At 68.5% G+C, this 21,516-nt stretch carries 24 protein-coding genes and 1 tRNA gene; 13 read left to right on the forward strand and 12 right to left on the reverse strand.

From position 1 onward, the window contains the following. The first annotated feature begins 66 nt into the window (after positions 1-66). From OUA97_RS01545 to OUA97_RS01580, 9 genes are all read left to right on the forward strand, one after another. Positions 67-384, forward strand: coding sequence for a hypothetical protein (locus tag OUA97_RS01545; protein ID WP_267229975.1), 318 nt, complete (start codon positions 67-69; stop codon positions 382-384). Positions 385-499: 115 nt separating this feature from the next. Then, entirely contained in the window at positions 500-802 is a 303-nt protein-coding gene (locus OUA97_RS01550) for a hypothetical protein (RefSeq protein ID WP_267229977.1), read from the forward strand. Next, on the forward strand, positions 789-1,352 hold the full coding sequence (locus OUA97_RS01555) for a hypothetical protein (protein ID WP_267229978.1): 564 nt from the start codon (positions 789-791) through the stop codon (positions 1,350-1,352). Before OUA97_RS01550 ends, OUA97_RS01555 begins: the two co-directional genes overlap by 14 nt. Next, positions 1,349-1,819, forward strand: coding sequence for a helix-turn-helix domain-containing protein (locus OUA97_RS23385; RefSeq protein WP_416362398.1), 471 nt, complete (start codon positions 1,349-1,351; stop codon positions 1,817-1,819). Before OUA97_RS01555 ends, OUA97_RS23385 begins: the two co-directional genes overlap by 4 nt. Beyond that, positions 1,820-2,071, forward strand: coding sequence for a hypothetical protein (locus OUA97_RS01560; RefSeq protein ID WP_267229980.1), 252 nt, complete (start codon positions 1,820-1,822; stop codon positions 2,069-2,071). Next, positions 2,071-2,565, forward strand: coding sequence for a hypothetical protein (locus tag OUA97_RS01565; RefSeq protein ID WP_267229982.1), 495 nt, complete (start codon positions 2,071-2,073; stop codon positions 2,563-2,565). The genes OUA97_RS01560 and OUA97_RS01565 overlap by 1 nt, the downstream gene beginning before the upstream one ends. Next, a complete protein-coding gene (locus OUA97_RS01570; RefSeq protein ID WP_267229983.1) occupies positions 2,562-2,759 on the forward strand; it encodes a hypothetical protein in 198 nt (65 codons plus the stop codon). Before OUA97_RS01565 ends, OUA97_RS01570 begins: the two co-directional genes overlap by 4 nt. Beyond that, positions 2,740-3,747, forward strand: coding sequence for a tyrosine-type recombinase/integrase (locus OUA97_RS01575; protein ID WP_267229985.1), 1,008 nt, complete (start codon positions 2,740-2,742; stop codon positions 3,745-3,747). Before OUA97_RS01570 ends, OUA97_RS01575 begins: the two co-directional genes overlap by 20 nt. 99 nt (positions 3,748-3,846) lie before the next feature. Beyond that, positions 3,847-3,922: transfer RNA gene (locus tag OUA97_RS01580), tRNA-Lys, on the forward strand. A gap of 33 nt (positions 3,923-3,955) precedes the next feature. Here the strand turns inward: OUA97_RS01580 and OUA97_RS01585 are convergent. Genes OUA97_RS01585 through cyoA form a run of 5 tightly spaced genes read right to left on the reverse strand, consistent with a single transcriptional unit; the run spans position 3,956 to position 8,734 of the window. Beyond that, a complete protein-coding gene (locus tag OUA97_RS01585; RefSeq protein WP_267229986.1) occupies positions 3,956-4,663 on the reverse strand; it encodes an SURF1 family protein in 708 nt (235 codons plus the stop codon). Continuing rightward, positions 4,660-5,040 (reverse strand): cytochrome o ubiquinol oxidase subunit IV, encoded by a 381-nt coding sequence (gene cyoD, locus OUA97_RS01590; protein WP_267229987.1) that lies wholly within the window; start codon positions 5,038-5,040, stop codon positions 4,660-4,662. Before cyoD ends, OUA97_RS01585 begins: the two co-directional genes overlap by 4 nt. Further along, a complete protein-coding gene (cyoC, locus tag OUA97_RS01595; protein WP_267229988.1) occupies positions 5,037-5,675 on the reverse strand; it encodes a cytochrome o ubiquinol oxidase subunit III in 639 nt (212 codons plus the stop codon). The genes cyoD and cyoC overlap by 4 nt, the downstream gene beginning before the upstream one ends. 1 nt (position 5,676) lies before the next feature. Further along, positions 5,677-7,644: a cytochrome o ubiquinol oxidase subunit I gene (cyoB, locus tag OUA97_RS01600; RefSeq protein ID WP_267230038.1), complete on the reverse strand. Its 1,968-nt coding sequence runs from the start codon at positions 7,642-7,644 to the stop codon at positions 5,677-5,679. A gap of 37 nt (positions 7,645-7,681) precedes the next feature. Further along, a complete protein-coding gene (cyoA, locus tag OUA97_RS01605) occupies positions 7,682-8,734 on the reverse strand; it encodes a ubiquinol oxidase subunit II (RefSeq protein ID WP_267229989.1) in 1,053 nt (350 codons plus the stop codon). Positions 8,735-8,826: 92 nt separating this feature from the next. On the opposite strand from cyoA, the gene OUA97_RS01610 reads away from it, so the two are divergent. After that, positions 8,827-10,161, forward strand: a complete 1,335-nt coding sequence (locus OUA97_RS01610; RefSeq protein WP_267229990.1) for an MFS transporter — start codon at positions 8,827-8,829, stop codon at positions 10,159-10,161. 16 nt (positions 10,162-10,177) lie between these two features. Next, complete coding sequence (locus OUA97_RS01615; RefSeq protein WP_267229991.1) at positions 10,178-10,570, forward strand: PEPxxWA-CTERM sorting domain-containing protein; 393 nt, start codon at positions 10,178-10,180, stop codon at positions 10,568-10,570. A 2-nt stretch (positions 10,571-10,572) separates the two neighbouring features. Here the strand turns inward: OUA97_RS01615 and OUA97_RS01620 are convergent, their stop codons facing one another. The 3 genes from OUA97_RS01620 to OUA97_RS01630 form a co-directional block, all read right to left on the reverse strand. After that, positions 10,573-12,561, reverse strand: a complete 1,989-nt coding sequence (locus tag OUA97_RS01620; protein WP_267229992.1) for a TonB-dependent receptor — start codon at positions 12,559-12,561, stop codon at positions 10,573-10,575. 121 nt (positions 12,562-12,682) lie between these two features. After that, the gene (locus OUA97_RS01625) at positions 12,683-14,950 is read right to left on the reverse strand and encodes an NADP-dependent malic enzyme (protein WP_267229994.1); all 2,268 of its coding nucleotides are present in this window, start codon (positions 14,948-14,950) and stop codon (positions 12,683-12,685) included. Positions 14,951-15,088: 138 nt separating this feature from the next. Continuing rightward, a complete protein-coding gene (locus tag OUA97_RS01630) occupies positions 15,089-16,192 on the reverse strand; it encodes an HPP family protein (protein WP_267229995.1) in 1,104 nt (367 codons plus the stop codon). Positions 16,193-16,376: 184 nt separating this feature from the next. Here OUA97_RS01630 and OUA97_RS01635 point away from each other — a divergent pair, with 184 nt between their 5' ends. Further along, a complete protein-coding gene (locus OUA97_RS01635) occupies positions 16,377-16,718 on the forward strand; it encodes a PilZ domain-containing protein (protein ID WP_267229997.1) in 342 nt (113 codons plus the stop codon). 2 nt (positions 16,719-16,720) lie between these two features. Here OUA97_RS01635 and OUA97_RS01640 read toward each other — a convergent pair whose 3' ends face one another. Next, on the reverse strand, positions 16,721-16,981 hold the full coding sequence (locus OUA97_RS01640; protein ID WP_267229998.1) for a DUF1272 domain-containing protein: 261 nt from the start codon (positions 16,979-16,981) through the stop codon (positions 16,721-16,723). 173 nt (positions 16,982-17,154) lie between these two features. Here OUA97_RS01640 and OUA97_RS01645 point away from each other — a divergent pair, with 173 nt between their 5' ends. After that, positions 17,155-17,925, forward strand: a complete 771-nt coding sequence (locus OUA97_RS01645; RefSeq protein WP_267230000.1) for a THxN family PEP-CTERM protein — start codon at positions 17,155-17,157, stop codon at positions 17,923-17,925. A gap of 66 nt (positions 17,926-17,991) precedes the next feature. On the opposite strand, the gene OUA97_RS01650 is transcribed toward OUA97_RS01645, so the two are convergent. The 3 genes from OUA97_RS01650 to OUA97_RS01660 are packed head-to-tail and all read right to left on the reverse strand — an operon-like array spanning position 17,992 to position 21,489. After that, on the reverse strand, positions 17,992-18,243 hold the full coding sequence (locus tag OUA97_RS01650) for a hypothetical protein (RefSeq protein WP_267230001.1): 252 nt from the start codon (positions 18,241-18,243) through the stop codon (positions 17,992-17,994). Positions 18,244-18,301: 58 nt separating this feature from the next. Further along, a complete protein-coding gene (locus tag OUA97_RS01655) occupies positions 18,302-20,818 on the reverse strand; it encodes an ABC transporter permease (protein WP_267230002.1) in 2,517 nt (838 codons plus the stop codon). After that, entirely contained in the window at positions 20,818-21,489 is a 672-nt protein-coding gene (locus OUA97_RS01660; RefSeq protein ID WP_267230003.1) for an ABC transporter ATP-binding protein, read from the reverse strand. The genes OUA97_RS01655 and OUA97_RS01660 overlap by 1 nt, the downstream gene beginning before the upstream one ends. Positions 21,490-21,516: the final 27 nt, after the last annotated feature.

The raw sequence follows: 21,516 nt of genomic DNA on the forward strand, positions 1-21,516 counted from the left end.
TCTGACCGCCCGCCGCCGTGGCGTTGGGAGTATCGCCGAGCCGCCCTACAGGAGCCTCGCTGACCCATGGGACATGACCTGAAGGAGCGGCTGACGACGCTTAGCGCCCTGGAACCCGGCTGGTACGCCAACGTCGGCGCGAAGACGGGGGAAGCCTGCTGCCAAGCTATGCGCGAGGCCGCTGCCGAACTCTCCCGCCTCCAAGAGGAGCGCAAGGAGATCGCGGCCTTCCTCGTCGAGCAGTTCGATGAGCCGGACATGTTCGTCAGCATGGGCGAGCGTGGCCACTACTGGCGCGACAAGTGCATCACGGCAGGCCAGCGGCTGGACCCTGAGCGCTGGGTTCGCGCCTCCCAAGATCAAGGAGGGGGCGACCGTGGGTGATCAAAATGTGAAACGGCCCGAGCAAAAGCCGGGCCGCCTAAGCATGGACCAGGGTCCGACGCACGTTCTTGACGCGAAGAGTCTCGCGCCAAGCAGTTCGCGCGTCAAGGCTCCGATGACTGACCAGACCATAGCGGACGTTGAGGCGTCCCTGGCGCAGTTCGTTGCGGAAGACGCGGTCTTGCTGGATCGCAACGTTCCGATCCTCAAGCGCGAGATCACCGCCCTTCTCGCCTCACACCGGAGGATGAAGGAGGCGCTGGAAGAGATCGACCAGCCCTTGACCGCGATGAAGGCGAGAGCAGACGCCGCTGGCCGGCATTTGTCGGGGCTCGCGTACAGCATCGCGTACAGCGCCAGCCACCTACAGGCCATCGCCCGCCAAGCCCTCCAAGGAGACGCCCATGCAGACCGATAAGGAGCTGATCGAACGGCTGCGTGAGCATGTCCGTTACAAGTACATGCCAGCCGCCGCGCGAGTGGCGATGGAGCAAGCCGCCTCCCGCCTAGAAGCCCTCTCCAGCGGGGAGGCGGTGGCTTGGCTCGTGAACGATTTCGCAGACGGTCGCTTCGCTGTTGCGGAGAAGATCTCGGCGGACCTGTACGCGCAGCGCGGTTATCGCGTCCAACCGCTCTACGCCGCCCCCGCCCTCTCCCGCCCTATGCCGAGCAGGGAAGAGGTGGCGAGGATCGTCGATGACGCGGTGAACTCGGCCATTCCGGAACCGTGGGAAGTCGTCGAGCACGCGACTAGCCGTCTCCTCTCCCTCTTCTCCTCGTGGGGGGAGGAAGAGGAAGATAGTCCCTCCCGGAGCCAGCCTTGCGCGGACGCCCAAGAGCGCTCGCCCGGCTCGCTGCACTCCGGTGGAATTGATGACGACTGCCCCCACGCGGGCACATTCCGGTACTGCGCGGAATGCCCTGTCTCTCCCTGCCCGCTCGGGCTTGGCAGGGGAGATAACCAATGACTGGCGCCCGCAGTCAGTGGCAAATCGACCAGGGAATCGCCTGCCCCTGCGGCGGCTCTGACGACTACTGTTCGTGCCAGAACGTCCAGAAAGGCGTTGATGACAAGCCGGCCGTGCGTGGCGACTATAGATCGACCTTCCAGCCCCCCCCTATCTCGCAAATCAGATTTGGCCCTCTGCTGCGGCAAGCCCGCGGCGGACTTAGCCTTTCCAAAGCGGCGGCCAAGATTGGATGCACCAAGGCCCACCTTTGGGAAATGGAAATGGGGAGGTCGCGCAACCCTACGGTCCAAACACTGGCTGGGATCGCCTCCGCCTACGGCCTGACGGTTTCGTATCTCGCGGTGATAGCGGCGACGTCGCTGACCCAGTCAGCTTCCGAAGGAAGCGACGCCAGCGTGATCGAGCGTGAAGGTTCCCGGGATGAACCCCTTCCCCTTCCCCCTAACCACGAGGGAGGGCGGTAGATGGACTGGCAACCGATATCGACGGCGCCGAAGGATGGCTCGTACATCCTCGCTCGGGTCGCTCCGCTGGACGATGAGCGATGGGGCCACCTCGCCGGCCGCTATTTCGTCATCCGGCACGAGGGGCGCACGCCTTCGGACTACGACCTTGGCTGGTCGGTCTTTCCCGGCTTCGGCGGCGCGTCGGATCGCTGGTTCGACGCCTGGACCCACATTTCGCCAGCACCCCAGGACGCAGGAGGCGAAAGCTGATGGCTAAGTACGCCGCCGACACCACGGTTTCGTCGGAGCGCAGCCGCGCCGAGATCGAAACCACCCTTCGCCGCTACAAGGCCGACGCCTTCGGCTACCTGACCGAGCGCGATACCGCAGTCGTGATGTTCCGCATGGCCGGCCGGCACATCAAGTTCATCCTGCCGATGCCGGACCCCGACGACCGGGAGTTCACGCACACGCCGTCTCGGGGCGACCTCCGCACCGCTGCGGCGGCTGAGGCGGCCTGGGAGCAAGCCTGCCGCCAACGCTGGCGGGCGCTCGCGCTCGTCATCAAGGCGAAGCTGGAAGCCGTCGCCGCTGGGATCACGACCGTCGAAGACGAGTTCTTGGCCCACACCGTTCTGCCTGACGGCTCGACTGTAGGCGAATGGGCCAAGCCGCAACTCGCCATCGCCTACTCGTCGGCGCAGATGCCCAAGAGCCTGCTGATCTCCGGCCCCGCCACCCACGATACTGGAGGCGGGGGATGACGAAGCGCGCCCTGTTCACACAGTCCGACGTCGAGCGGGCCGCCCGTGCCCTCAAGGCCGTGGGCGAGAAGATCGGCGGCGTGGACATTCGGCCCGACGGGTCGTTCCGCATCTTGACCAGTGCCGAGGTTCCTGACGAGCCTGCCAGCGAACTCGAGCGCTGGAGGAAGTCGCGTGGCGGTCGTGCAGCTTAAACACGTCCACGTCGTCACCTCGAAGGGGCGGACGTACCACTACGCGTGGCGCGGCGGCCCTCGCCTGCCTGGCGCTCCCGGCTCGCCCGAGTTCGTGGAGGCCTACGCCGCCGCCCACAGGTCGCGGAAGCTAGACGCAGCGCCACGCAAGACGGTGCGGGCGCTGATCATCGCCTTCAAGGCCTCGCCCGAGTTCAAGAAGCTTGGCGACCACACCGCTCGCGCCTACCGGACCTACCTCGACATGATCGAGAAGGAGTTCGGCGACATGCCGCTGGCGGCGATCGACGACCCGGACGTGGCCGAAGAGTTCTATGCGTGGCGCGACGGCATGTCGGACAAGCCGCGCACCGCAGACTATGCCGTGTCGACGCTCAAGCGCCTGCTGGCTTGGGGCAAGAAACGGCGCCGGTTCAACCGGGAGAACCACGCAGAGGACATCGAACGCCTGCACAGCGCCAACAAGTCGGATGCGATCTGGACCGCCGACGACTTCACCGCGTTCGACAAGATCGCCTCACCCGAGCTGTCTTGGGCCGTGCACCTCGCCGCTCACACTGGCCTGCGCCAATCGGATCTGATCCGGCTGGCCTGGAACCATGAGAGTGACGGGGCCTTCGGCTTCCTCACATCGAAGCGCGGCAAGTTCGTCACCATCCCGATCACGCCGGCCTGTCGCGCGCTGCTGGAGCGCATCCCCAAGCGCGGGCCGATCATCCTCACGACCGAGCGTGGAAAGCGCCCCTGGACCGCTGACGGGCTGCGCTCGTCGTTCGGCAAGACCTGCAAGGACGCGCGGGTCAAGCGCACCTTCCACGACCTGCGCCGGACCGCCGCCACGACCCTGCTTTCGGCAGGTCTGGACAGCGCCCAAGTCGCCCTGCTGATGGGCTGGAGCGAGGACGACGTGGAGGCCATGAAAAGGAAATATGTGAGCCGTGCGGCTGTCGTGAAAGCAGTGCTTGCAAAGCTCGAAAAGGGCGGCTAGTAGAACGCCTCCCGAACGGGGGCCGGTAAAACCCGCTGTAAAACGGTTTCGCCGCTTCGTTCTGGAAACAACCGCAAAGCCTTATGGCGTAACGGTTATGGGTGTATAGCTCAGTTGGTAGAGCAGCTGACTCTTAATCAGCGGGTCCAAGGTTCGAATCCTTGTACACCCACCATTTCTTTCCGAAATTCGCTGGATTGACCCTTCGCTAGACGGCGGGGGTCCGGGCCGCCTGGCCCTGCGAAGCCGCGCCCGAACGCCAGACGATCGCCGCGCCGGCCAGGCTGAGCGCGGCCAGGCCGAACCAGGTCAGGGCGTAAACCAGATGCGCGTTGCGGAAAGCGACGACCGTCAGACCGCCAACCGGGTAGCCTGACCCAGGAGCTGCCTCCGCATCGATGAAGACCGGCGCGACCTCGTCCAGGCCGCGGGCGCGGGCGATGGCGGCGACGTCTCGCGAGTACCAGCGGCCCGACGCTGGATCATTGGATCGCAGGAAGCCCCCGTCCGGCTCGCTGGCGCGCAGCAGCCCGGTCACCTCAATGGTCCCGGTCGGCGGCGGGCGAGTCGCCGGGTCGCGGTGCGAAGCCGGCACGAAGCCGCGATTGACGAGAACGGTTCCGGCCGGCGTGCGCAGCGGCGTCATCACCCACCAGCCCGCCCCGCGCTCGGTCAGGGCCTGGACCAGGGTCTCGCGATCGTTCTGGAAGGCTCCCCTGAGGCGCACGCGCCGATAGGCGTCGGCGTCGCTCAGGCCTGACAGATCGGTCAGCAGGCGCGGCGGCGCATGGATGCGCGCCTCCACGCGGGCGATGAGGTCGAGCTTCCAGGCGCGGCGTTCGAGCTGCCAGACGCCCAGGGCGGTGAAGCCGGCCGCCAGCAGCAGGCAGGCCAGCGCGAACAGCCGCCGCGTCATGGCGGGCCGGCGGCGGCCTCGGGCGGCATCGGCATCGACATCATGTTGCTGTTCAGGTGGTACATGATCCACAGCGAGCCGCTGATCACGATGGCGACCATCACCAGGGTGAACAGCAGGGCCAGCAGGGTCCAGCCGCCCTCGGCCTGGGTGTTCACGTGCAGGAAGAAGATCGTGTGGACGACGATCTGCGCGAAGGCGAGCGCGATGATCCAGGCCGCGGTCACCCGCGAGTCGCCCAGCGCCCCGGTCATCACCAGCCAGAACGGGGCTGCGGTCAGCACCGCCGACAGCGCAAAGCCGATCAGATAGTCCCGCCGGGTTCCGTGGCCGTGAGTGTCGCCGTGGCCGTGCACGTGGTCGTCTGATGCGTTCACCGCAGGACTCCGAGCAGGTAGACGAAGGTGAAGACGCCGATCCACACCACGTCGAGCAGGTGCCAGAACATGCCCAGGCAGATCAGCCGACGGCGGTTCTCGGGGATCAGGCCGCGCTGGCCGATCTGGACCATCATCACCGCGATCCAGATCAGGCCGAAGGTGACGTGCAAGCCGTGGGTGCCGACCAGGGTGAAGAAGGCCGACAGGAAGGCCGAGCGTTGGGGCGTCGCCCCCTCGGCGATCAAGCTGGCGAACTCGTAGAGCTCGATGCTGATGAAGGCGAGGCCGAACAGCGCCGTCACCGCCAGCCAGCCCTGGACAGCGCGGGTGCGCCCCGCCTCCATGTCGATCATCCCCATGCCGAAGGTGATCGATGACAGCAGCAGCATGGCGGTGTTGAGCGCCACCAGCGGCAGTTCGAAAATCTCCCGCGGGGCCGGGCCGCCGGCGTAGTTGCCTGAGACCACGCCAAAGGTGGCGAACAGGGTGGCGAAGATGAGCGCGTCGCTCATCAGGTAGATCCAGAAGCCGAGCAGCGTGCCGCCGCCGCTGGCGGCGTGGTGCTCGTCCTCCTCGACGAGGTAGTAGGTCGGGTTCACCGCCGGCGCGGCGTCGAGGGTTTCGCGGGCCATGTCAGGCCGCCCCCGGCGCGCGCGCGCCTTCGATGCGGGCCACTTCCTCGGCTGGCACGTAATAGTCGCGGTCGTAGTTGAACGTGTGGGCGATCGAGTAGACCAGCAGCGCCACGAAGCTGAGCGCCGCCAGCCACCAGATGTACCAGATCATCGCAAAGCCCAGCACCAGGGCCAGGGCCGAGATGATCACCCCTGCCCCGGTGTTGCGCGGCATGTGGATCGGCCGGAAGCCTTCGGTCGGCGGCGCATGGCCGAGCGCCTTCATGTCGTACCAGGCGTCGAGGTCGTGCACCCGCGGGGTGAAGGCGAAGTTGTAGGGCGGCGGCGGCGAGGTGGTCGACCACTCCAGGGTGCGCCCGTCCCAGGGATCGCCGGTGGTGTCGCGAAGGGCCTCGCGGTTGCGGATGCTGACGGCGATCTGGATCACGAAGGCGACGATGCCGACCAGGATGATCAGGGCGCCGATGCCGGCGATGACGAACCAGATCTGCAGCGAGGGGTCGTCGAAGTGGCGCACGCGGCGCGTGGTGCCCATCAGCCCTACCACGTAGATCGGCGTCCAGGCGACCCAGTAGCCGATCACCCAGCCCCAGAACGAGATCTTCCCCCAGAACGGGTCGAGCTTGAAGCCGAACGCCTTGGGGAACCAGTAGACCATGCCGGCGAAGAGGCCGAAGACCACGCCGCCGATGATGACGTTGTGGAAGTGGGCGACCAGGAACAGGCTATTGTGCAGCACGAAGTCGGCGGGCGGCACAGCCAGCAGCACCCCGGTCATCCCGCCGACCACGAAGGTCAGCATGAAGGCCACCACCCACATCATCGGCAGCTCGAAACGGATCCGGCCGCGGTACATCGTGAACAGCCAGTTGAAGATCTTCGCCCCCGTAGGGATCGAGATCACCATGGTGGCGATGCCGAAGAACGAGTTCACGCTGGCCCCCGACCCCATCGTGAAGAAGTGGTGCAGCCAGACCAGGTACGACAGGATGGTGATGACCACCGTGGCGTAGACCATCGAGGAGTAGCCGAAGAGCCGCTTGCCCGAGAAGGTCGAGGTGATCTCCGAGAAAATCCCGAACGCCGGCAGGACCAGAACGTAGACTTCCGGATGCCCCCAGATCCACACTAGGTTCCAGTACATCATCGGGTTGCCGCCGAGGTCGTTGGTGAAGAAGTTCATTCCGACGTAGCGGTCGAGCATCAGCAGCGCGAAGGCCCCGGTCAGCACCGGGAAGATGGCGATGGCCAGGACGTTGCTGCACAGGGCGGTCCAGCAGAACACCGGCATCTTCATCATCGTCATGCCCGGCGCGCGCATCTTGATGATGGTGGTGACCATGTTGATCGCCGACAGGGTGGTGCCGACCCCGGCGATCTGCAGCGCCCATAGGTAGTAGTCCGGCCCGGTGTCCGGACTGTTCTGGATGTTGGTGACCGGCACATAGTTCAGCCAGCCGCCGCGCGAGAACTCGCCGACGAACAGCGAGATCATCACCAGCACCGCGCCGGCCACGGTCAGCCAGAAGCTCAGGCTGTTGAGGAACGGGAACGCCACGTCGCGCGCGCCGATCTGCAGCGGCATGACGAAGTTGACCAGCCCGACGATCAGCGGGATCGCCACGAAGAAGATCATGATCGTCCCGTGGGCGGTGAAGATCTGATCGTAGTGGTGGGCCGGCAGGTAGCCCTCGGCGCCGCCGAAGGCGATGGCCTGCTGGGCGCGCATCATCAGGGCGTCGGCGAAACCCCGCAGCAGCATGATGATGCCCAGGATCATGTACATGATCCCGATCTTCTTGTGATCGACTGTGGTCAGCCACTCGCGCCAGAGCCAGCCCCAGAGCCGGTAGCGCGTCACCGCCGCGAGGATCCCCAGGCCGAGCAGGACCACGACGATGAAGGTGCCGAGCAGGATCGGCTCGTGGAGCGGAATGGACTCCCACGTCAGCCGGCCGAACAGCATCGTCCAGAAGGTCTGCTCGCGCATCGCTATCTCCGGCTCATCCCAGCGCCATGGCCGCGCCTGGTTCGAGGAACGAGGTGTCGTGGTGATGCGGCGCGGCCTTCACGGGCGGCTCGGCGGCCTTGGCGCCCTGCGCCCCGCCCCGCTGGCGATCCTGGGCCATGACCTCGTGCATGCAGGGCGTGCCGGGCGACACGCAGCGGTTCAGCACTCGGTGGAAGAGGTCCGGCTCGACCGTCCCGAAGGCCATCGGCGGCACCTTTTCGCTCGGCTTTTCAAGGGCGAGATAGGCCGACGTGGTGAGGGGGGCGGCGGACCTGGCCTGCCCCACCCACGCCTCGAAGCCCGCGGCGTCCACGCCGCGCAGGCGGAAACGCATGTCCGAGAAGCCCTCGCCGCTGTAGTTGGCCGAGAAGCCTTCGTAGTCGCCAGGCCGGTTGAGCACCGCATGCAGCTGGCTGCGCATGCCCGGCATCGCATAGACCATCCCCGCCAGGGTCGGGGCGTAGAAGGTGTTCATCATGTTGGTCGAGGTGATGTCGAAGCGCACCTGGCGGTCGACCGGCAGCACCAATTCATTGACGCTGGCGACCCCCTGCTCGGGGTAGATGAACAGCCACTTCCAATCCATCGCCACCACCTGGACGGTCAGCGGCGCCTCGCCGGCCACAGTCGGCTTGCCCGGGGCGATGCGGTCCAGGGGCCGGAACGGGTCAAGCAGGTGCGTGCTCGACCAGGTAAGCGCACCGAGCGCGATGATGATCAGCAGCGGCCCGGCCCAGATCGCCAGCTCGAGCGAGGTGGAATGGTCGAAGTTCGGATCGTAGGTCGCCTCGCGGTTGCCGCTGCGATAGCGCCAGGCGAACACCACGATCAGCACGATCACAGGGACGATGATCAGCAGCATCAGGCCGGTCGAGGTGTAAATTAGATTGCGCTGCTGGAGGGCGATGTCGCCGGCCGGGTCGAGCACGTCGCGCGCACAGCCGGCTAGGAACAGCAGAGGCGCCAGAACCAGGGCGGCGACCGCAAGCTTGGCCCCTCCCCTCGGGAACGATCTCGCCCATCGGCCATTGCCTTGTCGCGGCATCGTTGTTCCGCTCTCAAGCCAAGGGTGGGCGCGAGCCGGCTAAAGGCCCGACCGCCATTCGGAAACGCAGAGGGACAGAGGAGATCAGCAGCATGGTCGGGCCGGTCACCGCGTCATCGACGTCAACGCCGCTGGAGCGCGACGCTGCGCTGATCAACGCACGAGAGCACCGGGTGGCTCCCGGCGAAATTGCGATCGGTGTGATCATCGGCCGGACCAGCGAGTTCTTCGACTTCTTCGTCTATGCGATCGCCTCGGTTCTGGTGTTCCCGGCCGTGGTTTTTCCGTACGTCGATGCGGTCACCGGCACGCTCTATTCGTTCGCCCTGTTCGCCCTGGCCTTCGTCGGTCGTCCGTTCGGCACTTTGCTGTTCACGGCGCTGGACCGCCGTCACGGGCGCGGCGTCAAGCTGACCATTGCGCTGTTCCTGCTCGGCGGCTCGACCATGGCGATGGCGCTGCTGCCCAGCTACCATCAGGTCGGGATGTGGTCGGCGGCGCTGCTGGCGCTGTTCCGCTTCAGCCAGGGCATGGCGCTGGGCGGCGCCTGGGACGGCCTGCCCTCGCTGCTGTCGCTGAACGCCCCGCCCGAGCGGCGCGGATGGTATGCGATGATCCCGCAGTTGGGCGCGCCTCTGGGCCTGCTCGTGGCCGCGGCGCTGTTCGGCTATTTCCTCTACGTGCTGCCGGCGGACGACTTCCTGACCTGGGGCTGGCGCTATCCGTTCTTCGTGGCCCTGGCGATCAACGTCGTGGCCCTGTTCGCCCGCCTGCGGATCGTCGCGACGCCGGAGTTCCAGCGCCTGTTCGAAACCCGCGAGTTGCAGCCCTCGCCGCCGTTCCTCACCGTGTTCGCCGAGTGGCGGACCATCGCGCTCGGCGCGCTGGCCACCCTGGCCAGCTTTGCGCTGTTCCATCTGGTGACCGTCTTCCCGCTGTCTTACGTCACCCTGTTCGCCGACGAGCCGCCGATCCGGTTCCTGATCATCGAGGGCCTGGGGGCGATCGTCTGCCTGGGCGCGGTCGTCGCCTCGGGCGTGATCGCCGACCGGGTCGGGCGGCGGGCGTTGCTGGGCGTCTCGGCGGTGCTGATCGGCGCCTATAGCGGCTTTGCGCCCCAGCTGCTGAACGCCGGGCCGGTGGGCGAGGTGTTCTACATGCTGGTCGGCTTCGTGCTGCTGGGGCTGGCGTTCGGCCAGTCGTCGGGCATCGTCAACAGCAAGTTCACGCCCGAGCACCGCTATACGGGCGCGGCGATCGTCGCCAACTCAGCCTGGCTGATCGGGGCCGGCTTCGCGCCTCTGGTGGCGCTGCTGCTGGCCACGCGCTTTGGGCTGTGGTCGGTCGGCGCCTACCTGCTGTCGGGTGCGATCTGCACCCTCGCGGCGCTGGCCATCAGCCGCGACTGGGGCGACCACGCCGCCTAGCCGCTATCATTGGGACGTGTTCTTCGCGCCGGCGCCCCGGCCGCACAGCGAGTACATCGAAGGGAACTCCGACCTCCTGGCCGATTTCCAGACCTTCGAAGGCCAGGCGGCCTCGGTGACGTTCACGATCCCCAGGACGTCGATCGGCTACTTCAAATCGGACGCCCACTATCGGGACCTGTACGACATCCTGATCGGCACCGGGCTCTATCAGCAGATCGTCTATGAGAACGCGACGTTCGGCGGATACATGAACAGCCTGAACGGCGGTCCGGTCGACTACAGCTTCCGGATCACCCAGATCAGCGCCGGCCCGATCCCCGAGCCGGCGACCTGGGCGATGATGATCGTCGGCTTCGGCCTGACGGGCGGCCTGCTACGCCGCGCGCGCAGAACCGCCTACGCCTAGGCTCAGCGCCGCAAGACCAGCCCCAGCCGCAGGGTCTGGGGTTGGTCGTAGCTCTCAAGGCCGTCGCCGGTCTGGGCGGTCTCGATCTTCGCATCGAACAGGTTCTCGGCGGCAGCATAGAGCGTCACCGTGCGCGACACCGACCAATCGGCCCGCAGATCGACCTCGGTGGCGGCCGACAGTTCGCGGGTGTTGAGGTCGTCATCGAAGCGATCGCCCTCGTAGCGGAGGCCGGCGCGCAGGCTGAGCACGTCCAGCGGCCGCCAGGTCGCCTCGCCGGCCGCGGTCAGGCGCGGGGTCTGGGCCGGACGCAGGCCGGTCAGCTGAGGCGCCGCCGCGCCGCCGTCGACCTCGGCGTGGGTATAGGCGCCGGCCAGACGCACGGAGAACGTCTCCCAGCGGCGCTCGATCTCGGCCTCCACCCCATAGGCCTCGACCTCGCCGGCGTTCTGCCGCTGGCGCAACACGCCCCCGGCCGGAATGAACCCGGCGACCGGGAAGGTTCCCGGCCCGAAGCCGATGGTGACGTTGGTCACCGCCCCCTCCAGCCGGTTGGCGAAGACCGTGACGTCCCAGCGTAGATCGCCGTCCGCGCCGAAACCGAGCTCGACGCCGTAGAGCTTTTCCGGCTCTAGGCCGGCATTGGCCTCGGTCACGTCGTTGCCGACCCGGAACGGCCGGTAGAGCTCGTTGAGGGTGGCCGGGCGGAAACCGGCATAGGCCGCGCCCCGCAGATAGAGTTCGTCCGAGACGCTGTAGCGCGCGCCGAGCCGGCCGGTCGGCAGCCAGCCGTCGCGGTCGCTGGGGCGATTGTCGAGGGTGAGCGCGCCGCTGGCGGCGTCGCGTTCGGTGCGATGCCCGTCATAGGTCGCCCAACGGTCAATCCGCACGCCGCCGGTCAGCAGCAAGTCGCCGAGGTTGCGATAGGCCTCGCCATAGGCGCCAAGCACCGACTGGGTCCCGCCCGCCACCCGATCGCGGGTGAAGGCCCCGGCCATGTAGCGGAACTTCTCGCGGGTCTCGCCGTCGAACAGGCGGGCGTCGGCGCCGACCTCCCAGCCACCGTCGCCGGCGTCGCGGCGCAGGGCCCCGTTGAGACCGTAGCCCATGGCCGGGGTCGCGTACTGCTCGCTGGCCGGAGTGGTGGTGTTGCGGCCGGAGGCCACGGCCGCGGAGCGGTTCTCGAAGTCGGAACGCTTGACCCAGCCCTGCAGGCGCCAGCCCGCCCCCTCGCCCTGCGGCTGATCGACCAGGGTCGCCGAGAGGGTCGCGCCGGTGGCGCGGGAGTCGGCCCCGACCAGGCCGGCGCCGCGTTTTTCCTGATAGCCCGAGAGGCGCACCGCCAGCTGCTTGTCGCCCAGTTGCGGGGTCCAACGCAGGGCGCCGCCGAGGCCGCGATAATAGAGTTCCGTATCGGCCGCCCCGCGTCCGGCGCCCAGCGGGATCCAGCCATCGCTGCGCTCGCTCGCCGCGGCCAGGAAGAGGTCGCCAACCACACCGGCGGCGGCGGCGCCGGCCAGGCCGCGTTCACCGCCATAAACCTCGTACTCGCCGCCGCGCGGGGCGCGGGTGCGTTCGGAGAGCTGGATGGTTCCGGTCAACGCGCCGGCGCCATAGGGGCCGGCTCCTGCGCCGCGCACCACCTGGGCCTGCTCGACCGCGATGGTCGGCAGCCCGGTCCACAGCACCCAGCCGCCGAACGGATCGTTCTGCGGCACGCCGTCGAGCAGGACCAAGGCGCGGCTGGCCCCCGAGCCGGCGATCGAGCGGACGCTGATCCCCTGGGTGGTGGGGTTGGAGGCCTGGCTGGACGTGCGCCGGAAAAGCCGCACGCCCGGGGTCGCGGTCAGCGCCTGGTCCAGGCGCGGCGCGGTGGCGATGGCCTCACCGTCGATGGTGACGATCGAGAACGCCTTGTCGGCCGGCGACGGCTTCAGGCGGGCGGCTTCGACCACGACGGTGTCGACGAGCGGCGGAAGGTCCAAAGGCACGTGCGGCAGCTCTCCCCAGAATGACGCGCACGGACTAGCACAGGGTTCGCGGCGTCGGGGTAGAGCTAAACTGCAACAATGCGGCGGGAGACGCGCCGGCGGCGCGCCTCCCCTTCCGATTTCAGGCCTTGGCCGCGGCCTGGCTGGCGACGAGGGCGGTCATGTTGACGATGCCGCGCGCCGTCGCCGTGGGGCTGAGCACGTGCAGCGGCTTGGAGAGGCCCAGCAGCAGCGGGCCGACCTCGATCCCCTCGGTCACCGCGCTGACCAGGGTCAGGGCGATGTTGGCGGCGTCGAGCGAGGGGGCGATCAGCAGGTTAGCGTCGCCGGCGAAGGCCCCGCCGGAAATGTAGCGGGTGCGAACCTGCTCGTTCAGCGCCGCGTCGCCGTGCATTTCACCGTCGACCTCCAAGGCCGGATCCAGCTGCCGGACGATGGCCAGGGCCTGGCGCATCTTGCGGGCGGAGGGCGAGTTGGAGGACCCGAAGCTCGAGTGCGAAAGCAGCGCGACCTTGGGCGTGATGCCAAAACCGCGCACGGCCTCGGCGGCCAGGATCGTGGACTCGGCGATCTGCTCGGCGGTGGGGTCGACGTTGACGTGGGTGTCGCAGAAGAACAGCGCGCCCTTGGGCATGATCACCCCCGACAGCGCCGAGATCCGCGAGACCCCCGGCCGCGCCGGGATCACCGGCGTGGCGTAGGTGAAGTGCCGCCACCAGTCGCCGCCGCCGCCGACCAGGGCCCCATCGACCATGCCCCTGCGCAGCAGCATGGCGGCGGTCACGGTCGGACGGGTGACGACCCGGCGGTTGGCCGCCGCCGGCGGCACGCCGCGACGCTCGACCACCGCGCGGTACTCGGCGGAGATATCCTCGACCGAGGGATCGGCGTCGGGATCGAAGATTTCGATGTCACGATCAGGGGTCAGGCGCAGTCCCAGCTCCCGAACCTTGGCCTCGATGGTCTCGCGGTGGCCGATCAGCACCGGGCGGGCGAGTTGTTCGTCCACCACCGTCTGGACGCCGCGCAGGACGCGCTCGTCCTCGCCCTCGGCATAGGCGATGCGGCGCTTGCAGTCGCGGGCCTGGGCGAACACCGGGCGCATCAGTTGGCCGGAGCGGTAGACGTAGCCTTCCAGCTCGGTGCGATAGGCCTCGAAGTCGGCGATCGGACGGCGCGCGACGCCGGAGTCCATGGCCGCCTTGGCGACGGCCGGCGCGATCTCAAGGATCAGGCGCGGGTCGAACGGCTTGGGGATCACGTAGTCGCGGCCGAACAGCGGGACCTGGCCTGCGTAGGCGCTGGCCACGACGTCGCTGACCTCGGCGCGGGCGAGTTCGGCGATCGCCTCGGCGGCCGCCTTCTTCATGGCCTCGTTGATCTCGGTGGCGCCGACATCGAGGGCGCCGCGGAAGATGAACGGGAAGCAGAGGACGTTGTTGACCTGGTTCGGATAGTCCGAGCGGCCGGTGGCGACGATGGCGTCCGGCCGGCTGGCGACCACCAGTTCGGGCAGGATCTCCGGTTCCGGATTGGCCAGCGCCATGATCAGCGGGCTCTTGGCCAGCAGCGGCAGCCACTCCTGCTTCAGGACCCGCGGGGCCGAAAGGCCGAGGAAGATGTCGGCGCCGACCAGCACGTCCGGCAGGGTCTGGGCGTTGGTGTCGCGCGCGTAGCGGGCGAGCTCCGGCGTCAGGTCGCCCCGATCCTTGCGCACGACGCCGTTGATGTCGGTCAGGGTGACGTTGTCGGCCGGCAGGCCCATGCTGACCAACAGGTCCACGCAGGCCAGGGCCGCGGCCCCGGCGCCCGACGTGACCAGCTTCACCTCGGAAAGCTGCTTGCCCTGGATGGTCAGGGCGTTGCGGACAGCGGCGGCGCAGACGATGGCGGTGCCGTGCTGGTCGTCATGGAAGACCGGGATGTTCATCCGCTTGCGCAGGGCGCGCTCGATGTAGAAGCACTCCGGGGCCTTGATGTCCTCGAGGTTGATCCCACCGAAGGTCGGCTCCAGCGCCGCGACCACCTCGACGAAGTGATCGGGATTCTCCGAGGAGACCTCCAGATCGAAGACGTCGATGCCGGCGAACTTCTTGAACAGGACGGCTTTGCCCTCCATCACCGGCTTGGAGGCCAGCGGGCCGATGTTGCCGAGACCGAGCACCGCGGTGCCGTCGGTGATCACCGCCACCAGGTTGCCGCGGGCGGTGACGCGTTCGGCCCAGGCCGCATCCTCGACGATCGCCTCGCACGCCGCCGCCACGCCGGGTGAATAGGCCAGGGCCAGGTCGCGCTGGGTGGCCATCGGCTTGGTGGGTTCGACGCTCAGTTTCCCCGGCCGTCCAAACTGGTGATAGGCGAGCGCCGCGCGCCGCAAAGCGTCATCCAAAGCCGGTTCCTTCCAAAAATGCAGAGCTACCCACGCGCGGGGGCTTGGTCCCGCGAGGGTCATCGATACGACGGGGCGAAGGGGCGTTTCTAGTCCAGACCCGACGAAATCCTAGTTCCGCCGGCGAGTTATCGCCGATCAGGCGGCGGCCCGCTCGGCGACCACGGCCTCGACGATGTGGGCGCGGTAGAGCACGGCCAGCAAGTCGGTCTGGGTGATGATGCCGATCAGCACGCGGTTGTCGTCGACGACCAGGGCCTCGTGGGCCGCCCCGCTCGACAGCAACGGCAGCAGCGCCTCGATCGGCGTGGTCTCGCGGACCTTGTGGACGAAGGGATCGACCACGCTCTCGACCGGCCGCTGGCGGGCGGCCTGCAGTTCGGCCCGCCGGACCATGCCGACCACCCGGCCCTCGCCGTCGACCACCGGGGCGGTCCGCAGGTCGTGCGAGCGCAGGAACGCCAGGGCGCTCTCGGCGCTCTGCTGAGCGTCGACCGAGATCACGTCGCGCGACATGATCGCGCCGCACTGGATCGCCGAGTGCAGGCGCTTGTGGGCGGCCAACTCGACCTGGCGGAACAGAGCGTCGAGGTCCTCGCGGCTGACGTCGAGCAGTTCGCCGTACTGAGCCAGGGCCTGGTCGAGGTCGGCGGCGGTATAGCCGACGCGGCTCTGCGGGGCGGGGTCGCTGGTGGCGTGCGGGCTGGCCGCGGCCGGGACGCGGTGCGGATAGGATCGCCCCATCAGTCGGTTCAGGCCGACGGCGGCCAGGACCAGCAGCAGCGAACAGAGGCCGACCGGAACCAGGGCGAAGCCGAAGCCGAGGTCGTGGACGGCCGAGCCGCCGATCACCGCGGTCAGGGCCGTCGCGCCCCCCGGCGGGTGCAGGCAGCCCGCTAACATCATCGCCACGATCGCCAGCGAGACCGCCAGGGCCGCAGCCACCACGGGGTGGGGCGCGAACATCGCGCAGGCGACGCCAACCAGGGCCGATATCACGTTGCCGCCGAGCACCGCCCGCGGCTGGGCCAAGGGACTCGCCGGCACCGCGAACACCAGCACCGCCGAAGCGCCGATCGGCCCGACGAGCAGCGGCCCGAGCCCCAGGTCGCCGCCGGACAGCGCGCGCGCCGCAACGCCGGCCAGCGCCAGACCCAGCAGGCTGCCGACGCCGGCCCGCAGCAGATCGTCGAACCGGACCGGAGTGCGGCCGCCCAGGATGGTGATGAGCCTGCTCAACATTCGGGCGCTTATGCACAGAAGATCAGCGTCGCGCGCCCTTGAATCTCTATCCACACCCCAAGTTTTTCAGGCGGCGCGACGAAGGGTCGCCTTTGGAATCGCAATGAATTCGGCTTTGGCTGGCGTCCCGCAACAAGCGTGGCAGTTAAGCCGGCTGAAAGCGTTTACCTGACAGGATGCCCTCGTGAGCGCCCCCGACTACACCGATCGCCGAGAGCACCCCCGCGAGCTGACCAGCCTTCGCGCCCGGGTGTTCTATGGCAAGGAGATGGCCCACTGGGCCGACTGCACGATCGTCGACCTGAGCAAGGGCGGCGCGCGGCTGCAGATCTCGGCCATCTATCCCCTGCCCTCGCGGTTCGTGGTGCTGCAGCTGCTGGGCGGCGTCGTCTATGACGTGCGCGTGCGCTGGCGGCGCGGCGACATGACCGGCGTGTCTTTCGACGCCCAGACCCAGATCGAGACCAACACCGAAGAACGCCTGGTCGGCGTCCAGAAGGCCTGGGAAGCGCTGCGCGCAGCCTGATCTCAGGCGGCCGAGCGCTTCTCGACGCAAGGCGCCGCCGCGCCGAGCACACGCTCGGTCGAGGCCGGGAACCGCGCCAACGCCGCGGCGGGCCGGATCGGCCGCGAGGCGAAGCTTCCGCCGCAGTTGGGACAGGCGCCGTTCAGCACGCCGTCGGCGCAGTCGGCGCAAAAGGTGCATTCGAACGAACAGATGCGCGCCTGCGCCGAGTCCGGCGGCAGGTCGCGGTCGCAGCATTCGCAGTTCGGCTTGAGCAGCAGCATCGGAAACTCCGGCGAGGATCTGCCTCAGCTTGCCCCAGGCCGTGCGCCGCGCGAACGACATAGTTCCCTCGAAAAGCGACAAAGCCTCTTCCAAGTTGGCGCCGAGCTTGCGTGAGCCCCCTCATCGAATTTCAAATTGGGACGCACCAGCGTTCCGCACACTGGGGCTGAACATGAACTTCAAGGGTTTTGTGGTCGCGCTTTCTGCCGGCCTGTCGATCACCACCGCCGCCAACGCCGGCACCGTGATCTTCACCGACATCAAGGGTACCTGGTCGAGCCCGACCGGGGCTTCGGTCAGCTATTCGGGCAATGGCAGCGGTTACGCCAAGGCTTCGTGGGGGAGCAGCACCGGCTACGGCAAGAGCGCCTACACGTTCGACGGCGCCTCGCCGATCAACGTCAACGTCGCCAGCCCCGGCAACTACGGTCCGTTCGAGATCGGTGAATTCACCCACAACAACTGGCCGGTCACGGGCGACGCGATCACCTCGATCAAGCTGGCGATCAGCACCAAGATCATCATCGACGGCATCGACCAGGGCGTGAAGACCTTCAATTACGTCTTCAACCACCTCGAAACGACCAACAACGTCCCCGGCTACAACGGCACCTGCGCCAACGGCCTGAAGGAAAGCGCCAGCATCAACGCCAACGGCTGCGCCGACCGGGTCCAGGTCAATTTCCTGAGCACCTCCGACACGTTCAACGTCGGCGGCAACCTCTACGCCCTCGACTTCGCCGGCTTCATGGACGGCAAGACCCCGGTCACCGACTTCTGGACCAAGGAGCGCAAGGACAACTCCATCAGCATGATGGCCAGCATCAAGCTTGTGCAGTCGGCGGTTCCCGAACCGTCCACCTGGGCCATGATGATCATCGGCTTCGGCGCCGTCGGCTCCATGGTCCGCAGCTCGCGCCGCCGACTGGCCTTCGCCGCCTAGGCGGCAAGCTACCGAATAGTGGTGGAACTGGGCCGCCTGTCCCGTGACGGGCGGCCTCCTTTTTTGTCAGGCGTCCCAGGTCCGGCCGCTGTGAGCCACGTGAAAATCGCCGCTGACCGACAGCACGATCCAGTCGCCCGCCTGGGCGATCGCCCAGCCTTCGGGGGTGCAGACCTGGACGGCGCCGGCTTCGGTCATGGCCTGGGCGTCATCGCCCAGCCAAGCCCAAAGCTTGTGCCAGCTACGGGTGTCGGCGGCCGGCGGCACGCGAAGCGCGGCGCCGTGATCAAAAGCAGCGGTGGAACGGGCGGACCTCATGAACACGGAGTAGGCCCTGCGTCGGTGACCAGATCCTTAAAGCCCGTTCACTCTGTTTTCATTCCGCACGCAACGCCGCCGCCGGCCGCTTGGCCAGGGCGTGGAGCGAGGCCAGCAGCCCGCCCAGCGCCGCCAGCAGCGCCGCGCCCAGCACCAGCGCCGCCACCCCCGACCAGTCCACCGCCCAGTCGGCCTTGAACACCTGGGTCACCACGGGCCAGGCGGCCAACGCCCCGAGGCCGACCCCGGTGATCCCGGCGATCAGCCCGACCGCGCCGTACTCCAGGACATAGGCGCCCAGCACCTGCAGTCGGGTCGCGCCCAACACCTTGAGGATCGAGGCCTCGCGCGTGCGCGCCTGGGCGCGGGCGGCGATGGCCCCGGTCAGCACCAAGAGACCGGCCAGAGCCGCGACCGCCGCGGCGCTCCGAATCGCAAGCGCCAGCCGGTCGAAGAGCTCGGTCGCCGCCTCCAGTTGTTCGCGGACCGAGATGACGTTCACTTCCGGGAACTCGGCGCCCAGGGCGCGGGTGACGCGGGCCTCCTGGTCCTTGCCGGCCTTGGCGATGGCCACATGGCGCAATTCGGCGCCGTCCAGGGTCGAGGGCGTGAGGATCAGCGGGAAGCTGGCCCCGAAGCCGCCGACATCGACCTTGCGCAGCACCGCGATCCTGGCCTCGATCTCGCGGCCGAGCACCGACAGCGTGACTTGGTCGCCAACCTTCAGCCCCCCGGCGCGGGCGGCGTCGACCTCCATGGCCAGCAGCGGCGGGCCTTCATAGTTCGCCGGCCACCAGCGGCCTTCGACGATCTGCGGGTCGGCCGGCTGCGGCCCGATGGCCGAAATCGAGATGTCGTTGTCATAGGCCCAGCGCTCGCGCTCGGCGATGGCCTTGCGGTCGACCGGCTCGCCCTTGATGCGGACGATGCGGCCGGTGAGAAATGGCGCACGCAAGTAATTGTCGGCGTTCAGCTTCTGGCCAAAGGCGATCTGCACGGTCTGGTCGAATCGGGCGGCCTCAGCGCCGGGGATCTCGGTGAAGACGATGGCCGGCGCGGTCTTGGGCGCGACCTCGGCGACCTGACGCAGCAGGCTCGACTGGATCAGCACCACCGCGGCGAGCAGCCCGACGCCGAGGCCGATGGCCGGGGCGGCGGTGCGGGCGGCCGAGCGCGGCCCCGCCAGATTGGCCAGGCCCATCCGCACCGCGCCACGCGTCCGCCCTCGCAGGCGTCCGGCCAGATGCGCGGCCAGCAAACCCAGCCCCCAGAGCAGTAGGAAGGACGCCGCCACACCGCCGATCATCAGCGCCGCGGCGAGCGGCGTCGGCGCGGTCGCCACCGACAGCACCGCGAGCGCTGCGGCGGCGACCGCCGCGCCGACGGTTTCGACGCTCAAGCTCAGCCGCCCACGGGTGTCGCGGCGGAACAGGCTGGCCGGCGGCGTAGCCCGGGCCCGCGCGAGCGGCGCCAAGGCGAAGGCCGCAGCCGAAAGCAGGCCAAAGGCGGCGGCGCGCAACAGCGGCTCGGGATAGACGGCGAACAGCGCCGGAACAGTCAGGTCGTCCGGGATCAGCCCGGCCAGCAGGAACGGCGCAGCCGCCCCGACCGCCAGGCCGATGACGACGCCGAGCAGCGCCAGCAGGCCGATCTGGATCAGGTAAAGGTCGCGGATGAAACGGCCCTCGGCGCCCAGCGCCTTGAGTACGGCGATGGAGGGCTTGCGCTCCTCCAGGAAGGCAGTGACCGCGCCAAACACCCCAAGCCCGCCAGCGACCAGCGAGGCCAGGCCGATAAAGCCGAGGAAGTATTCGAGCTGGTCGATCAGCCAGCGGATCCCGGGCGCTGCGTCGTCGCGGTCACGGATGCGCACGCCGCGGTCCTTGATCTCCTGGCGCAGCGCCTTGCGCGCCTGTGCAGGGGTGACGTCGGCCGGCAAGGCGATGCGAGCGGTCTCCAGGAACGGCAGGCCCGGTTCAAGGAAGCCGCCGGCCTCGACCGCCTGGCGGCGGACCAGCACCCGCGGCCCCAACGCAAAGCCGCGCGACAGGCGGTCCGGCTCCTGCACAAGCACCCCGCGGACCACGACCGGCAGTTCGCCGACCAGGATGCGGTCGCCGATCTTCAGGTTCAGGCGCTCTAGCAGCACCCGTTCGACCACCGCCCCGGCGGTCCCGTCGGGCGCTGGCGCGATGGCGCGGTGGAAGTCGCCGCCGTCCTCCAACGTGACTTGGCCAGCCAGCGGATAGGCGTTGCTGACCCCGCGCAACTCGACCAGGCGACGCTGGCCGTCCGGGGCCTGGGCCATGGCGCGGCTGCCGACCGCCCAGGAGGTCTTGCCGGCCTTCTCGATGGCGGCGCGCTCCGCCGGCGTGAAGCGGCGCTGTTCGAGGGTGACCGCCATGTCGCCGCCGAGGATCTCGCGCGCCTGGCTGGCCAGGCCCTGGCGGAAGGCCTCGGCAGTCGAGCCAGCGGCGGCGATGGCGGCGACGCCCAGCGCCAGGCAGGCGAGGAAGATGCGAAAGCCGCTGACGCCGGAGCGCAGCTCGCGCGCGGCGAAACGCAGGGCGAGCATCAGGCGTGGCCGCCGCTGAGCCGCACCTGGCGGTCGGCGCGCTCGGCCAGGGCCGGATCGTGTGTGACGAGGACCATCGCGGCCCCCTCCTCGGCCACCAGGCCGAACAGCAGATCGGCGACCTTGGCGGCGTTGGCGGCGTCGAGATTGCCGGTCGGCTCGTCGGCGAACAGCAGGGCCGGCCGCGGGGCGAGCGCCCGGGCCAGAGCCACGCGCTGCTGCTCGCCGCCCGACAGCTGGTGCGGATAGTGGCGCAGCCGGGCCGAGAGCCCGACGCGGTCCAGCCAGCCGCGGGCGGTCGCGTCGGCGTCAGCGATCCCGGCGATCTCCAGCGGCGCGGCGACGTTCTCCAGCGCGGTCATGTTGGGCAGCAGGTGGAACGACTGGAAGACCAGCGAGACCTTGCCCCGGCGCAGGCGAGCGCGGCCGTCCTCGCTGAGACGGCCGAGATCCTGGCCCAGCAACTCCACGCGGCCGGCGGTCGGCTGCTCGAGGCCGGCGGCGACGGCGATCAGGCTGGACTTGCCCGAGCCGGACGGGCCGGTGATCGCCACCCGTTCGCGCGGCGCCACCGAAAAGCTCAGGTCCTTGAGGATTTCGACCGGTCCGGCCGCCGAAGGCAGGGTGAGCGAGACGTTCGAGACGGCGAGCGGCGGAACAGCTTCGGACAATGCGGCCTCTGGAGATTGAGCTTCACT

Source organism: Phenylobacterium sp. 58.2.17, from assembly GCF_026411515.1.
In the GTDB taxonomy this organism is placed as follows: domain Bacteria; phylum Pseudomonadota; class Alphaproteobacteria; order Caulobacterales; family Caulobacteraceae; genus Phenylobacterium.

What these genes read in the sequence shown, in the direction of transcription:
- OUA97_RS01545 (WP_267229975.1), top strand. Translation starts at nt 67, where the DNA reads ATGGGACATGACCTGAAGGAGCGGCTGACGACGCTTAGCGCCCTGGAA.
- OUA97_RS01550 (WP_267229977.1), top strand. Translation starts at nt 500, where the DNA reads ATGACTGACCAGACCATAGCGGACGTTGAGGCGTCCCTGGCGCAGTTC.
- OUA97_RS01555 (WP_267229978.1), top strand. Translation starts at nt 789, where the DNA reads ATGCAGACCGATAAGGAGCTGATCGAACGGCTGCGTGAGCATGTCCGT.
- OUA97_RS23385 (WP_416362398.1), top strand. Translation starts at nt 1,349, where the DNA reads ATGACTGGCGCCCGCAGTCAGTGGCAAATCGACCAGGGAATCGCCTGC.
- OUA97_RS01560 (WP_267229980.1), top strand. Translation starts at nt 1,820, where the DNA reads ATGGACTGGCAACCGATATCGACGGCGCCGAAGGATGGCTCGTACATC.
- OUA97_RS01565 (WP_267229982.1), top strand. Translation starts at nt 2,071, where the DNA reads ATGGCTAAGTACGCCGCCGACACCACGGTTTCGTCGGAGCGCAGCCGC.
- OUA97_RS01570 (WP_267229983.1), top strand. Translation starts at nt 2,562, where the DNA reads ATGACGAAGCGCGCCCTGTTCACACAGTCCGACGTCGAGCGGGCCGCC.
- OUA97_RS01585 (WP_267229986.1), bottom strand. Translation starts at nt 4,663, where the DNA reads ATGACGCGGCGGCTGTTCGCGCTGGCCTGCCTGCTGCTGGCGGCCGGC.
- cyoC (WP_267229988.1), bottom strand. Translation starts at nt 5,675, where the DNA reads ATGGCCCGCGAAACCCTCGACGCCGCGCCGGCGGTGAACCCGACCTAC.
- cyoB (WP_267230038.1), bottom strand. Translation starts at nt 7,644, where the DNA reads ATGCTGTTCGGCCGGCTGACGTGGGAGTCCATTCCGCTCCACGAGCCG.
- cyoA (WP_267229989.1), bottom strand. Translation starts at nt 8,734, where the DNA reads ATGCCGCGACAAGGCAATGGCCGATGGGCGAGATCGTTCCCGAGGGGA.
- OUA97_RS01610 (WP_267229990.1), top strand. Translation starts at nt 8,827, where the DNA reads ATGGTCGGGCCGGTCACCGCGTCATCGACGTCAACGCCGCTGGAGCGC.
- OUA97_RS01630 (WP_267229995.1), bottom strand. Translation starts at nt 16,192, where the DNA reads ATGTTGAGCAGGCTCATCACCATCCTGGGCGGCCGCACTCCGGTCCGG.
- OUA97_RS01640 (WP_267229998.1), bottom strand. Translation starts at nt 16,981, where the DNA reads ATGCTGCTGCTCAAGCCGAACTGCGAATGCTGCGACCGCGACCTGCCG.
- OUA97_RS01645 (WP_267230000.1), top strand. Translation starts at nt 17,155, where the DNA reads ATGAACTTCAAGGGTTTTGTGGTCGCGCTTTCTGCCGGCCTGTCGATC.
- OUA97_RS01650 (WP_267230001.1), bottom strand. Translation starts at nt 18,243, where the DNA reads ATGAGGTCCGCCCGTTCCACCGCTGCTTTTGATCACGGCGCCGCGCTT.
- OUA97_RS01655 (WP_267230002.1), bottom strand. Translation starts at nt 20,818, where the DNA reads ATGCTCGCCCTGCGTTTCGCCGCGCGCGAGCTGCGCTCCGGCGTCAGC.